Annotated in this window: 14 protein-coding genes; all 14 read left to right on the forward strand. The window is 59.2% G+C overall.

Annotated elements, in window-relative coordinates:
• Positions 1-7: 7 nt before the first annotated feature.
• Complete coding sequence (locus ABE456_RS02660; RefSeq protein WP_012274913.1) at positions 8-799, forward strand: ParA family protein; 792 nt, start codon at positions 8-10, stop codon at positions 797-799.
• A 9-nt stretch (positions 800-808) separates the two neighbouring features.
• Entirely contained in the window at positions 809-1,681 is an 873-nt protein-coding gene (locus tag ABE456_RS02665; protein WP_346642605.1) for a ParB/RepB/Spo0J family partition protein, read from the forward strand.
• A gap of 149 nt (positions 1,682-1,830) precedes the next feature.
• Complete coding sequence (locus tag ABE456_RS02670; protein ID WP_201200285.1) at positions 1,831-2,238, forward strand: F0F1 ATP synthase subunit I; 408 nt, start codon at positions 1,831-1,833, stop codon at positions 2,236-2,238.
• 16 nt (positions 2,239-2,254) lie between these two features.
• Positions 2,255-3,124: a F0F1 ATP synthase subunit A gene (atpB, locus tag ABE456_RS02675; RefSeq protein WP_003260030.1), complete on the forward strand. Its 870-nt coding sequence runs from the start codon at positions 2,255-2,257 to the stop codon at positions 3,122-3,124.
• A 144-nt stretch (positions 3,125-3,268) separates the two neighbouring features.
• Positions 3,269-3,526 (forward strand): F0F1 ATP synthase subunit C, encoded by a 258-nt coding sequence (gene atpE / locus ABE456_RS02680; RefSeq protein WP_003097235.1) that lies wholly within the window; start codon positions 3,269-3,271, stop codon positions 3,524-3,526.
• Between the two features lie 59 nt (positions 3,527-3,585).
• A complete protein-coding gene (locus ABE456_RS02685; protein ID WP_027917106.1) occupies positions 3,586-4,056 on the forward strand; it encodes a F0F1 ATP synthase subunit B in 471 nt (156 codons plus the stop codon).
• Between the two features lie 12 nt (positions 4,057-4,068).
• Complete coding sequence (locus ABE456_RS02690; protein ID WP_003253191.1) at positions 4,069-4,605, forward strand: F0F1 ATP synthase subunit delta; 537 nt, start codon at positions 4,069-4,071, stop codon at positions 4,603-4,605.
• Between the two features lie 21 nt (positions 4,606-4,626).
• Positions 4,627-6,171, forward strand: a complete 1,545-nt coding sequence (atpA, locus tag ABE456_RS02695; protein ID WP_346642606.1) for a F0F1 ATP synthase subunit alpha — start codon at positions 4,627-4,629, stop codon at positions 6,169-6,171.
• A gap of 48 nt (positions 6,172-6,219) precedes the next feature.
• Positions 6,220-7,080 carry a F0F1 ATP synthase subunit gamma gene (gene atpG / locus ABE456_RS02700; RefSeq protein ID WP_346642607.1) on the forward strand — a complete coding sequence of 287 codons (861 nt, stop codon included), beginning with the start codon at positions 6,220-6,222 and terminating at the stop codon, positions 7,078-7,080.
• A gap of 27 nt (positions 7,081-7,107) precedes the next feature.
• Positions 7,108-8,484 carry a F0F1 ATP synthase subunit beta gene (gene atpD / locus ABE456_RS02705; protein ID WP_003253197.1) on the forward strand — a complete coding sequence of 459 codons (1,377 nt, stop codon included), beginning with the start codon at positions 7,108-7,110 and terminating at the stop codon, positions 8,482-8,484.
• A gap of 44 nt (positions 8,485-8,528) precedes the next feature.
• Positions 8,529-8,948, forward strand: a complete 420-nt coding sequence (locus ABE456_RS02710) for a F0F1 ATP synthase subunit epsilon (protein ID WP_201200279.1) — start codon at positions 8,529-8,531, stop codon at positions 8,946-8,948.
• Between the two features lie 121 nt (positions 8,949-9,069).
• Positions 9,070-10,437: a bifunctional UDP-N-acetylglucosamine diphosphorylase/glucosamine-1-phosphate N-acetyltransferase GlmU gene (glmU, locus tag ABE456_RS02715; RefSeq protein ID WP_346642608.1), complete on the forward strand. Its 1,368-nt coding sequence runs from the start codon at positions 9,070-9,072 to the stop codon at positions 10,435-10,437.
• 226 nt (positions 10,438-10,663) lie between these two features.
• On the forward strand, positions 10,664-11,440 hold the full coding sequence (locus ABE456_RS02720; RefSeq protein WP_012274906.1) for a DeoR family transcriptional regulator: 777 nt from the start codon (positions 10,664-10,666) through the stop codon (positions 11,438-11,440).
• Positions 11,441-11,443: 3 nt separating this feature from the next.
• A complete protein-coding gene (gene glmS, locus ABE456_RS02725; protein WP_346642609.1) occupies positions 11,444-13,279 on the forward strand; it encodes a glutamine--fructose-6-phosphate transaminase (isomerizing) in 1,836 nt (611 codons plus the stop codon).
• Positions 13,280-13,443: the final 164 nt, after the last annotated feature.

Below are 13,443 nucleotides of genomic sequence, written 5' to 3' on the forward strand. Positions count from 1 at the left end.
CGCATCAATGGCTAAGGTATTCGCAATCGCGAACCAGAAAGGTGGTGTGGGCAAGACCACCACCTGTATCAATCTCGCCGCCTCGCTGGCCGCGACCAAGCGTCGTGTGCTGCTGATCGACCTCGATCCGCAGGGCAACGCAACCATGGGCAGCGGTGTGGACAAGCACGAGCTCGAGCATTCGGTCTACGACCTGCTGATCGGGGAATGCGACCTGGCCCAGGCCATGCATTACTCCGAGCACGGTGGGTTCCAGTTGCTGCCGGCCAACCGTGACCTGACCGCCGCCGAAGTGGTGCTGCTGGAAATGCAGGTCAAGGAGAGCCGCCTGCGCAACGCCCTGGCGCCGATCCGCGAGAACTACGACTACATCCTCATCGACTGCCCACCGTCGCTGTCGATGCTCACGCTCAACGCCCTGGTCGCTTCCGATGGCGTGATTATCCCGATGCAGTGCGAGTACTACGCACTGGAAGGCCTCAGTGACCTTGTGGATAACATCAAGCGCATCGCCGCCCGGCTGAACCCGGAGCTGAAGATCGAGGGCCTGCTGCGGACCATGTACGATCCGCGCCTGAGCCTGAACAACGATGTATCGGCGCAGCTGAAGGAGCACTTTGGCCCGCAGCTGTACGACACGGTCATTCCGCGCAACATTCGCCTGGCCGAGGCCCCCAGCTTCGGCATGCCGGCCCTGGCCTACGACAAGCAATCGCGCGGCGCGCTGGCTTATCTGGCCCTGGCTGGGGAACTGGTCCGCCGTCAACGCCGTCAATCACGCACTGCACAAACAACTTAAGGAATCCGTATGGCCGTCAAGAAACGGGGTCTCGGACGTGGGTTGGATGCACTGCTCAGTGGTCCTTCCGTCAGCGCGCTCGAAGAGCAGGCCGTGAAGATCGACCAGAAAGAACTGCAACACCTGCCGGTCGAGCTGATCCAGCGTGGCAAGTACCAGCCTCGCCGGGACATGGACCCGGAGGCGCTGGAAGAGCTTGCGCATTCGATTCGCAACCATGGCGTTATGCAACCGATCGTGGTGCGCCCGATCGATGGCAACCGCTACGAGATCATCGCCGGTGAGCGCCGCTGGCGCGCCACCCAGCAGGCTGGCTTGGACAAGATCCCGGCCATGGTCCGCGAAGTGCCCGACGAAGCCGCCATCGCCATGGCGCTGATCGAGAACATCCAGCGCGAAGACCTCAACCCGCTGGAAGAGGCCCTGGCCCTGCAGCGCCTGCAGCTGGAATTCGAACTCACCCAGCAACAGGTGGCCGACGCCGTGGGCAAGTCGCGGGTAACCGTCGCCAACCTGCTGCGCCTTATCACCCTGCCTGAGGCGATCAAGACCATGCTCGCCCACGGCGACCTGGAGATGGGCCACGCCCGTGCATTGCTCGGCCTGGACGAAAACCGTCAGGAGGAGGGGGCGCGTCATGTTGTCGCACGTGGCCTCACCGTGCGCCAAACCGAGGCACTGGTCCGTCAGTGGCTCAGCGACAAGCCTGATCCGGTCGAACCGAGCAAACCTGATCCGGATATCGCACGCCTTGAACAGCGGCTCGCAGAGCGCCTGGGCTCGGCCGTTCAGATCCGTCATGGCAACAAGGGCAAAGGCCAATTGGTTATTCGCTACAACTCGCTTGACGAGTTGCAAGGCGTGCTTGCTCACATCCGCTGAAACAATTCCCGTTGTAGCGCGCAGTCGGAAATCACTACCGAAGAGTTGAATAGGGGTTAATCCACCCCTATACTCTGCGCGCATTTTGTCGGCACAAATTATGCCAAGTCATTGCTGACTTGTTGGTCGACTTCCGAGGAGCAGTTGTGATGGAAATACGCACGCCAAACCGCCTGCCTTTCCATCGCTGGGCGGTTTTTCCGGTACTGCTGACTCAATTTGTTGTAGCGCTGCTGGCAACGTTGGTGTTGTGGCAGTGGAAAGGGGCGGTCAGTGGATATTCAGGTCTCTGCGGAGGTTTGATTGCCTGGCTACCCAATCTGTACTTCGCCTGGAAGGCATTTCGCTTTAGCGGAGCCCGGGCAGCGCAGGCCATCGTCAAGTCGTTCTACGCTGGCGAGGCAGGCAAAATGATTTTGACGGCAGTGTTGTTTGCACTGACCTTCGCAGGAGTGAAGCCATTGGCGCCGTTAGCAGTATTCGGCGTCTTCCTGCTGACCCTCATGGTCAGCTGGTTCGCGCCACTGCTAATGAATAAAAGACTTTCGAGACCTTAGGGCGTTTGAGGCAACCATGGCAGCAGAAACCGCTTCGGGCTATATCCAGCACCACTTGCAGAACCTGACCTACGGTCAACTACCAGACGGCAGCTGGGGCTTCGCCCATTCGGCTGCAGAAGCCAAGGCAATGGGCTTCTGGGCGTTCCACCTGGACACCCTTGGCTGGTCCGTTGCGCTGGGTCTGATCTTCCTGTTCATCTTCCGCATGGCGGCCAAGAAGGCGACTTCCGGTCAGCCTGGCGGCCTGCAGAACTTCGTGGAAGTGATGGTCGACTTCGTCAACGGCAGCGTGAAGGACTCCTTCCACGGCCGTAGCCCGGTAATCGCACCGCTGGCACTGACCATTTTCGTCTGGGTATTCCTGATGAACGCCGTCGACCTGGTACCGGTCGACTGGATTCCTCAGCTGGCCATCCTGATTTCCGGTGATCCGCACATTCCGTTCCGCGCCGTGTCGACCACCGACCCGAACGCGACCCTGGCCATGGCCTTCTGCGTGTTCGCCCTGATCATCTTCTACAGCATCAAGGTCAAGGGCCTGGGCGGCTTCATCGGTGAGCTGACCCTGCACCCGTTCGGCAGCAAGAACATCTTCGTGCAGATCCTGCTGATTCCGGTCAACTTCCTGCTGGAATTCGTCACCCTGATCGCCAAGCCGATCTCGCTGGCACTGCGTCTGTTCGGCAACATGTATGCCGGCGAACTGGTGTTCATCCTGATCGCTGTCATGTTCGGCTCGGGCCTGCTCTGGCTGAGCGGCCTGGGTGTGGTGCTGCAATGGGCGTGGGCTGTGTTCCACATCCTGATCATCACCCTGCAAGCTTTCATCTTCATGATGCTGACCATCGTCTACCTGTCGATGGCTCACGAAGATAACCATTAAGACCGCCTGGCGTGTCTGATAGCCTTCCTCGCCCGTTTGGGGGGAGGGCTTAAAAAGTCCGCAAGGGCATGCTGTACCAAACGATTTGTTTTACCGCTTCAACTTAAAAACCTAACCAATACGACGTAAAAGTCGGGAGGAAAGATGGAAACTGTAGTTGGTCTGACCGCTATCGCTGTTGCTCTGCTGATCGGCCTGGGTGCTCTGGGTACCGCCATTGGTTTCGGCCTGCTGGGCGGCAAGTTCCTGGAAGGCGCTGCTCGCCAGCCAGAAATGGTTCCAATGCTGCAGGTTAAAATGTTCATCGTTGCCGGTCTGCTCGACGCCGTAACCATGATCGGTGTTGGTATCGCTCTGTTCTTCACCTTCGCGAATCCGTTCGTTGGTCAAATCGCCGGCTAATCACTCGTTAACCACGAGTTGATAGCTGTGATGAACCAAAGACCGAGCGAGGTGTTGGCGTGAACATTAATGCAACCCTGATTGGCCAATCCGTTGCTTTTCTGATTTTTGTACTCTTCTGCATGAAGTATGTATGGCCTCCGGTCATCACTGCTCTGCAAGAGCGCCAAAAGAAGATTGCTGACGGCTTGGACGCTGCCAACCGCGCAGCTCGCGACCTGGAGCTGGCCCAAGAGAAAGTGGGTCAGCAACTGCGTGAAGCTAAAGCACAGGCAGCCGAAATCATTGAGCAAAGCAAGAAACGCGCTGCTCAGCTTGTCGAGGAAGCCCGTGACCAGGCCCGCGTCGAAGCTGACCGTGTGAAGGCTCAGGCTCTGGCCGAGATCGAACAGGAACTGAACAGCGCTAAAGACGCCCTGCGTGCCCAAGTGGGTGCCCTGGCTGTTGGCGGTGCTGAAAAGATCCTTGGCGCCACAATCGATCAAAACGCGCATGCGGAGCTGGTTAACAAACTGGCCGCTGAAATTTAAGCGAGGGCGATCATGGCAGAACTGACCACGTTGGCCCGACCTTACGCTAAGGCTGCCTTTGAGCATGCCCAGGCCCATCAGCAACTGGCCAATTGGTCAGCCATGCTCGGCCTGGCTGCTGCGGTGTCGCAAGACGACACCATGCAGCGCCTGCTCAAGGCCCCGCGACTGACGAGCGCAGAAAAGGCCGCCACGTTCATTGACGTGTGCGGTGACAAGTTCAATGCACAGGCACAGAATTTCATTCATGTTGCCGCGGAAAACGACCGTCTCCTGCTCCTGCCGGAGATTGCCGCTCTGTTCGACCTGTACAAGGCCGAGCAAGAGAAATCCGTGGACGTGGAAGTCACCAGTGCCTTCGCGTTGAACCAAGAACAGCAAGACAAACTCGCCAAGGTTCTCAGTGCACGGCTAGGCCAGGAAGTGCGCCTGCACGCGTCGGAGGATGCCAGCCTGATTGGCGGCGTCGTCATCCGCGCTGGTGACCTGGTAATCGATGGCTCGGTTCGCGGCAAAATCGCGAAACTGGCCGAAGCATTGAAATCTTGAGTTTGAAGGGGCAGCAGAGCAATGCAGCAACTCAATCCTTCCGAAATTAGTGAAATCATCAAGGGCCGCATCGACAACCTCGATGTGAGCTCCCAAGCCCGTAACGAAGGTACCGTCGTTTCGGTTTCCGACGGTATCGTGCGGATCCACGGTCTGGCCGACGTCATGTACGGCGAAATGATCGAGTTCCCTGGCGGCGTCTACGGCATGGCCCTGAACCTGGAGCAAGACTCCGTAGGTGCAGTGATCCTGGGTGCCTATGACACCCTCGCCGAAGGCATGAGCGCCAAGTGCACCGGCCGCATCCTGGAAGTTCCGGTTGGTAAGGAACTGCTGGGTCGCGTCGTTGACGCACTGGGCAACCCGATCGACGGCAAAGGTCCGCTGGGCAACACCCAGACCGACGCGGTCGAGAAAGTAGCCCCAGGCGTGATCTGGCGTAAGTCGGTAGACCAGCCTGTACAGACTGGCTACAAGTCCGTCGACGCCATGATCCCTGTCGGCCGTGGCCAGCGTGAGCTGATCATCGGTGACCGTCAGATCGGCAAGACCGCCATGGCCATCGACGCCATCATCAACCAGAAAAACTCCGGTATTTTCTGTGTTTATGTTGCAGTCGGCCAAAAGCGTTCCACCGTTGCCAACATCGTTCGCAAGCTGGAAGAATCCGGCGCCCTGGCCAACACCATCGTGGTCGTTGCCAGTGCTTCGGAATCCGCCGCACTGCAGTTCCTGGCGCCATACGCCGGCTGCACCATGGGCGAGTTCTTCCGTGACCGCGGTGAAGACGCCCTGATCGTTTACGATGACCTGTCCAAGCAGGCCGTTGCCTACCGTCAGATCTCCCTGCTGCTGCGCCGTCCACCAGGACGTGAAGCGTACCCAGGTGACGTGTTCTATCTCCACTCCCGTCTGCTGGAGCGTGCATCGCGCGTTTCGGAAGAGTACGTCGAGAAGTTCACCAACGGCGCAGTCACTGGCAAGACCGGTTCCCTGACCGCCCTGCCGATCATCGAAACCCAGGCTGGCGACGTTTCCGCGTTCGTTCCGACCAACGTGATTTCCATCACCGACGGTCAGATCTTCCTGGAATCGGCCATGTTCAACTCGGGCATCCGCCCTGCAGTGAACGCCGGTGTTTCGGTATCCCGCGTAGGTGGTGCCGCTCAGACCAAGATCATCAAGAAGCTGTCCGGTGGTATTCGTACCGCTCTGGCTCAGTACCGTGAACTGGCTGCATTCGCCCAGTTCGCTTCCGATCTGGACGAAGCGACCCGCAAGCAGCTGGAGCATGGTCAGCGCGTAACCGAGCTGATGAAGCAGAAGCAGTACGCGCCAATGTCCATCGCGGACATGTCCCTGTCGCTGTACGCCGCTGAGCGTGGCTTCCTGACTGACGTAGAAGTCTCCAAGGTCGGCAGCTTCGAGCAAGCTCTGATCGCCTTCTTCAACCGTGATCACGCCGAACTGATGGCGAAGATCAACGTGAAGGGTGACTTCAACGACGAAATCGACGCTGGCCTGAAAGCCGGTATCGAGAAGTTCAAGGCCACCCAGACCTGGTAAGCCGCAGCGGGGGCCCAGGCCCCCGCTTGCTAACCTGATAGGTGATACATGGCAGGCGCAAAAGAGATTCGCAGTAAGATTGCGAGCATCAAAAGCACGCAAAAAATTACCAGCGCCATGGAGAAAGTGGCGGTCAGCAAAATGCGCAAGGCACAAATGCGCATGGCTGCTAGCCGTCCTTACGCGGAGCGTATCCGCCAGGTGATCGGTCATCTGGCCAACGCCAACCCGGAATACCGCCACCCGTTCATGATCGAGCGCCCTGTAAAGCGCGCCGGTTATGTTGTGGTGAGCAGTGACCGTGGTCTGTGCGGTGGCTTGAACACCAACCTGTTCAAGGCCCTGGTCAAGGACATGAACGAAAACCGCGAACAGGGCGTTGAAATCGACCTGTGCGTGATCGGCAGCAAGGGTGCGACTTTCTTCCGCATCTTTGGCGGCAACGTTGTAGCCGCGATCAGCCACCTGGGCGAAGAGCCATCGATCAATGATCTGATCGGCTCCGTCAAAGTGATGCTGGACGCCTACCTGGACGGCCGTATCGATCGCCTTTCGGTGGTTTCGAACAAGTTCATCAACACCATGACCCAAAAACCGACGGTCGAGCAATTGGTACCGTTGGTGGCAACCCCGGATCAGGATCTCAAGCATCACTGGGATTACCTGTACGAACCCGACGCAAAAGAGCTGCTGGACGGCTTAATGGTGCGTTACGTGGAGTCGCAGGTATACCAGGCGGTGGTCGAGAACAACGCTGCTGAACAAGCGGCCCGGATGATCGCCATGAAGAACGCCACAGACAACGCCGGTGATTTGATCAAAGAGCTGCAGTTGATCTACAACAAGGCGCGTCAGGCTGCGATCACCCAGGAGATCTCGGAAATCGTCGGCGGCGCTGCCGCGGTTTAACGGTTCAAAAATTCAGAGGATCCAGCTATGAGTAGCGGACGTATCGTTCAAATCATCGGCGCCGTCATCGACGTGGAGTTCCCACGTGACGTCGTGCCGAGTGTATACAACGCGCTGAAAGTACAAGGCGCGGAAACCACCCTGGAAGTTCAGCAGCAGCTGGGCGACGGCGTGGTTCGTACCATTGCGATGGGCTCGACCGAAGGCCTGAAGCGCGGTCTGGATGTCGTTGACACCGGCGCTGCCATTTCCGTTCCTGTTGGTAAGGCCACTCTGGGCCGTATCATGGACGTACTGGGCAACCCGATCGACGAAGCCGGCCCGATCGGCGAAGAAGAGCGTCGCGGTATCCACCAGCCAGCGCCTTCGTTCGCTGACCAGGCAGGCGGCAACGACCTGCTGGAAACCGGCATCAAGGTTATCGACCTGGTTTGCCCGTTCGCCAAGGGTGGTAAAGTTGGTCTGTTCGGTGGTGCCGGCGTCGGCAAGACCGTAAACATGATGGAACTGATCCGTAACATCGCCATGGAACACAGCGGTTACTCCGTGTTCGCTGGTGTGGGTGAGCGTACTCGTGAGGGTAACGACTTCTACCACGAGATGAAGGACTCCAACGTTCTCGACAAGGTAGCGCTGGTCTACGGTCAGATGAACGAGCCACCAGGAAACCGTCTGCGCGTAGCGCTGACCGGCCTGACCATGGCCGAGAAGTTCCGTGACGAAGGTAACGACGTTCTGCTGTTCGTCGACAACATCTATCGTTACACCCTGGCCGGTACCGAAGTATCCGCACTGCTGGGCCGTATGCCTTCGGCAGTAGGTTACCAGCCGACCCTGGCTGAAGAGATGGGCGTTCTGCAAGAGCGTATCACCTCCACCAAGGAAGGTTCGATCACCTCCGTCCAGGCCGTATACGTACCTGCGGACGACCTGACCGACCCGTCGCCAGCGACCACCTTCGCCCACCTGGACGCCACCGTCGTTCTGTCCCGTGACATCGCCTCCCTGGGTATCTACCCAGCGGTCGACCCACTGGACTCGACTTCGCGCCAGCTGGACCCGAACGTGATTGGCAACGAGCACTACGAGACCGCTCGTGGCGTTCAGTATGTTCTGCAGCGCTACAAAGAGCTGAAAGACATCATCGCGATCCTGGGTATGGACGAACTGTCCGAAGCCGACAAGCAACTGGTAGCCCGCGCTCGTAAGATCCAGCGCTTCCTGTCGCAGCCGTTCTTCGTGGCCGAAGTCTTCACCGGTTCGCCAGGCAAGTACGTTTCCCTGAAAGACACCATCGCTGGCTTCAGCGGCATCCTCAAAGGTGACTACGACCACCTGCCAGAACAAGCGTTCTACATGGTCGGCAGCATCGACGAAGCGATCGAGAAAGCCAAGAAACTGTAATCCCGGCGCCCCGCAAGGGGCGCTAATCAGGTTGAGGCAAGCAGATGGCTATGACAGTCCATTGCGACATCGTCAGCGCGGAAGGAGAAATCTTCTCCGGCCTGGTCGAGATGGTAGTAGCGCACGGCAACCTGGGCGATCTGGGTATCGCTCCAGGCCACGCGCCGCTGATCACCAATCTCAAGCCTGGTCCGATCACGCTGACCAAGCAGGGTGGCACTCAAGAGGTGTTCTACATCTCCGGTGGCTTCCTCGAAGTGCAGCCAAACATGGTGAAGGTACTTGCCGACACCGTGCAACGTGCTGCCGACCTGGACGAAGCTCAGGCTCAGGAAGCCCTCAAGGCTGCCGAGAACGCGCTGAACACTAAAGGCTCGGATTTCGACTACGGCGCTGCCGCCGCACGTCTGGCCGAGGCTGCTGCTCAGCTGCGTACTGTCCAGCAATTGCGCAGAGGCAAGTAATCCGGCTTACGCCAGGTACTTCCGTTGCGATTGAGTTAAAGGGTAGCCTCGGCTACCCTTTTTCTTTTTCTGAATTTCTATTTTGGTCACGTAGCTGACCGCCCAGGATTGGTAGCCAGTAATGTCACTCGATATCGTAATTCTCGCCGCCGGCCAAGGCACCCGTATGCGCTCGGCGCTGCCCAAGGTGCTGCACCCGGTAGCCGGCAACTCCATGCTCGGCCATGTTATCCACAGCGCGCGACAGCTGCAGCCGCAAGGTATTCACGTGGTCATTGGCCATGGTGCCGAACTGGTGCGCGAGCGCCTGGCCGCTGATGACCTGAACTTCGTCATGCAAGACAAGCAGCTGGGTACCGGCCATGCAGTTGCCCAGGCACTGCCGGCATTGACTGCCGATACCGTGCTGGTGCTTTACGGCGACGTGCCGTTGATCGAAGTGGAGACCCTGCAGCGTCTGTTGGCCAAGGCCAACGAGCAGCAGCTGGGCCTGCTGACGGTTACTCTCGACGACCCGACCGGCTATGGCCGCATCGTGCGTGACGAGCAAGGCAAGGTTAACGCCATCGTTGAGCACAAGGACGCCAACGATGCGCAGAAAGCAATCAAGGAAGGCAACACCGGTATTCTGGCCCTGCCAGCTTCGCGCTTGGCCGACTGGATGGGCCGCCTGTCGAACAACAATGCTCAGGGCGAGTACTACCTGACCGACATCATCGCCATGGCGGTGGCCGATGGCCTGGTGGTGGCCACCGAACAGCCGCACGACCCGATGGAGGTGCAGGGCGCCAATGACCGTCGCCAGCTGTCCGAACTGGAGCGTCACTACCAGCTGCGCGAAGGCCGCCGGCTGATGGCCCAGGGTGTGACCCTGCGCGACCCGGCACGTTTCGATGTACGCGGTGAAGTTACCGTGGGCCGCGACGTGCTGATCGACATCAACGTGATTCTCGAAGGCAAGGTGGTCATCGAGGACGATGTGCAGATCGGCCCTAATTGTGTAATCAAGAACAGCACCCTGCGCAAAGGTGCGGTGATCAAGGCCAACAGCCACCTCGAAGGCGCCGTGATGGGCGAAGGCAGCGATGCCGGCCCGTTCGCCCGCCTGCGCCCAGGCAGCGTACTGGACGCCAAGGCCCATGTGGGTAACTTTGTCGAACTGAAAAACGCCCACCTGGGTGAAGGCGCCAAAGCCGGTCACCTGACCTACCTGGGCGATGCCGAGATCGGTGCGCGCACCAATATTGGCGCTGGCACCATCACCTGCAACTACGATGGCGCCAACAAGTTCAAGACCGTGATGGGCGAGGACGTGTTCATCGGCTCGAACAACTCGCTGGTGGCGCCTGTGGAAATCAAGGCTGGTGCGACTACGGCGGCCGGCTCGACCATTACCCAGACCGTTGAGGCTGGTGACCTGGCAGTGGGCCGTGCACGCCAGCGCAATATCTCGGGCTGGAAGCGACCGGAGAAGATCAAGAAGAGCTGATTTATACACAGCTGTTTCGATCGAAAGCCGACTTATGTGAATAAGTCGGCTTTTTTTTTGGGCTGGACACATTCCTCTTGGAATTAACAGTCTTGCTCGACTTCTAAACACCGGCGCGATCCCCTGTGGGAGCGAGTTGTCGCGAAGATTTATCCACAGCTTGACGAATCGCTCATCTTAGGTTTTGATTGCAACCATTATCTTTCGAAACGAAACTTAAGCGCTCATGTCGAAACGAAACACCCCTCAACGTCGGCACAACATTCTGGCCTTGCTCAGCGAGCAGGGCGAGGTGAGTGTGGATGCTTTGGCCAAGCGTTTCGAAACCTCGGAAGTGACCATTCGCAAAGACCTCGCCGCCTTGGAAACCAACGGCCTGTTGCTGCGCCGCTACGGTGGTGCGGTGCCGGTGCCGCAAGAGCTGCTCGGTGAACCCGCCCAGCCTGTGTCGTCCTATAAAAAGGCCATTGCCCGCGCCGCTGTTGGGCGTATCCGTGAGCATGCCCGCATCATCATCGACAGTGGCAGCACCACGGCAGCGATGATCCCAGAGCTGGGGCGCCAGCCCGGCCTGGTGGTGATGACTAATTCGCTGAATGTGGCTCGCGCCATCTGCGACCTTGAACACGAGCCGGTATTACTGATGACCGGCGGCACCTGGGACCCGCATTCCGAGTCGTTCCAGGGCCAGGTGGCCGAGCAGGTTTTGCGCTCCTACGATTTCGACCAGCTGTTCATCGGTGCCGATGGCATCGATCTCGGCCGGGGCACCACCACCTTCAATGAGTTACTCGGGCTGAGCCGGGTCATGGCCGAAGTTGCCCGTGAAGTGATCGTGATGGTCGAGTCGGACAAGGTGGGGCGCAAGATCCCTAACCTTGAGCTGCCCTGGGGCAGCGTGCACACCCTTATTACTGACGAACGCCTGCCCGCAGCGGCTCGCGAACAAATTCAAGCCCGCGGCATCAATCTGATCTGCGCCGCGATCAGCCAGGAGCAATAAAACATGTGTGGAATCGTTGGTGCCGTAGCTGAGCGCAACATCACAGCCATCCTGATTGAAGGCCTCAAGCGTCTGGAGTACCGTGGCTACGACAGCGCCGGCCTGTCCGTACTTACCCAGAACGGTGAACTGCAGCGCCGTCGCCGCATCGGCAAGGTCAGCGAGCTGGAAACTGCTGTCGCTGCTGACCCGCTGGCTGGCCAGCTGGGCATCGCCCACACCCGTTGGGCAACCCACGGTGCACCGACTGAAGGCAACGCTCACCCACACTTCTCCGGCGACGAAGTGGCCGTGGTTCACAACGGCATCATCGAGAACCACGAAGAACTGCGCGAAGAGCTGAAGGGCCTGGGCTACGTCTTCACTTCGCAGACCGACACTGAAGTCATCGTCCACCTGATCCATCACACCCTGAAGAGCATTCCAGACCTTACCGATGCTCTGAAGGCAGCGGTCAAGCGCCTGCATGGCGCCTATGGCCTGGCACTGATCAGCGCTAAACAGCCTGATCGCCTGGTAGCTGCACGCAGCGGTAGCCCGCTGGTTATCGGCCTGGGCCTGGGTGAGAACTTCCTGGCCTCCGACCAGCTGGCCCTGCGCCAGGTCACCGACCGCTTCATGTACCTGGAAGAAGGCGACATCGCCGAAATCCGCCGTGACCAGGTCACTATCTGGGACCAGGCCGGCAACAAGGTCCAGCGTGAAACCGTGCAGTACCATGAAGGCGCCGAAGCTGCCGACAAGGGTAACTACCGTCACTTCATGCTCAAGGAAATCCACGAGCAGCCAAGCGTGGTGCAACGCACCCTGGAAGGCCGCCTGGGTAAGGACAACGTGATGGTCCAGGCCTTCGGCCCGAAGGCTGCCGAACTGTTCGCCAAGGTGCGCAACGTGCAGATCGTTGCCTGCGGTACCAGCTACCACGCCGGTATGGTTGCCCGTTACTGGCTAGAAAGCCTGGCTGGCATCCCTTGTCAGGTGGAGGTGGCCAGCGAGTTCCGTTACCGCAAGGTGGTGGTGCAGCCGGATACCCTGTTCGTTTCCATCTCGCAGTCCGGCGAAACCGCCGACACCCTGGCTGCGTTGCGTAACGCCAAGGAGCTGGGCTTCCTCGGCAGCCTGGCGATCTGCAACGTGGGCATCAGCTCGCTGGTACGTGAGTCGGACCTGACCCTGCTGACCCTGGCTGGCCCGGAAATCGGCGTAGCTTCGACCAAAGCCTTCACCACCCAGCTGGTGTCGCTGATGCTGCTGACCCTGGCCCTGGGCCAGGTGCGCGGTACTCTGGAAGCCGGCGTCGAAGCGGAGCTGGTTGAAGAGCTGCGCCGCCTGCCGACCCGCCTGGGCGAAGCCCTGGCCATGGACGCCACCGTCGAGAAAATCGCCGAGCTGTTTGCCGACAAGCATCACACCCTGTTCCTTGGTCGCGGTGCGCAATACCCGGTGGCAATGGAAGGTGCGCTCAAGCTTAAAGAGATCTCCTACATCCACGCTGAGGCCTACCCGGCAGGCGAGCTGAAGCACGGCCCGCTGGCGCTGGTGGACAATGACATGCCAGTGGTAACTGTTGCGCCGAACAACGAACTGCTGGAAAAGCTGAAGTCCAACCTGCAGGAAGTGCGTGCCCGTGGTGGCGAGCTGGTGGTGTTCGCCGACGAGCAGGCTGGCATGACCAATGGCGAAGGTACTCACGTGATCAAGGTGCCGCACATCATCGACGCCCTGGCGCCGATCTTGTACACCATTCCGCTGCAGCTGCTGTCGTACTACGTGGCCGTGCTCAAAGGCACCGACGTGGACCAGCCGCGCAACCTGGCCAAGTCGGTTACTGTCGAGTAACTAACAGTCACTTGCTGGTTAAATAGATTTAGGGAATTAAACCTGTCGCAAGGGAAATAAAGCTGTCGCGGGTAACCCTGTTCGTGACCAATCCGGGTTGGCGGGGTGCAGTGATGCACGCCGTTGTCCCGACTTGGAATTACGCCCCAGAATCTAATTGACAC

The organism is Pseudomonas sp. TWI929 (genome assembly GCF_039673335.1).
GTDB lineage: Bacteria > Pseudomonadota > Gammaproteobacteria > Pseudomonadales > Pseudomonadaceae > Aquipseudomonas.

What these genes read in the sequence shown, in the direction of transcription:
- ABE456_RS02660 (WP_012274913.1), top strand. Translation starts at nt 8, where the DNA reads ATGGCTAAGGTATTCGCAATCGCGAACCAGAAAGGTGGTGTGGGCAAG.
- ABE456_RS02665 (WP_346642605.1), top strand. Translation starts at nt 809, where the DNA reads ATGGCCGTCAAGAAACGGGGTCTCGGACGTGGGTTGGATGCACTGCTC.
- ABE456_RS02670 (WP_201200285.1), top strand. Translation starts at nt 1,831, where the DNA reads ATGGAAATACGCACGCCAAACCGCCTGCCTTTCCATCGCTGGGCGGTT.
- atpB (WP_003260030.1), top strand. Translation starts at nt 2,255, where the DNA reads ATGGCAGCAGAAACCGCTTCGGGCTATATCCAGCACCACTTGCAGAAC.
- atpE (WP_003097235.1), top strand. Translation starts at nt 3,269, where the DNA reads ATGGAAACTGTAGTTGGTCTGACCGCTATCGCTGTTGCTCTGCTGATC.
- ABE456_RS02690 (WP_003253191.1), top strand. Translation starts at nt 4,069, where the DNA reads ATGGCAGAACTGACCACGTTGGCCCGACCTTACGCTAAGGCTGCCTTT.
- atpA (WP_346642606.1), top strand. Translation starts at nt 4,627, where the DNA reads ATGCAGCAACTCAATCCTTCCGAAATTAGTGAAATCATCAAGGGCCGC.
- atpG (WP_346642607.1), top strand. Translation starts at nt 6,220, where the DNA reads ATGGCAGGCGCAAAAGAGATTCGCAGTAAGATTGCGAGCATCAAAAGC.
- atpD (WP_003253197.1), top strand. Translation starts at nt 7,108, where the DNA reads ATGAGTAGCGGACGTATCGTTCAAATCATCGGCGCCGTCATCGACGTG.
- ABE456_RS02710 (WP_201200279.1), top strand. Translation starts at nt 8,529, where the DNA reads ATGGCTATGACAGTCCATTGCGACATCGTCAGCGCGGAAGGAGAAATC.
- glmU (WP_346642608.1), top strand. Translation starts at nt 9,070, where the DNA reads ATGTCACTCGATATCGTAATTCTCGCCGCCGGCCAAGGCACCCGTATG.
- ABE456_RS02720 (WP_012274906.1), top strand. Translation starts at nt 10,664, where the DNA reads ATGTCGAAACGAAACACCCCTCAACGTCGGCACAACATTCTGGCCTTG.
- glmS (WP_346642609.1), top strand. Translation starts at nt 11,444, where the DNA reads ATGTGTGGAATCGTTGGTGCCGTAGCTGAGCGCAACATCACAGCCATC.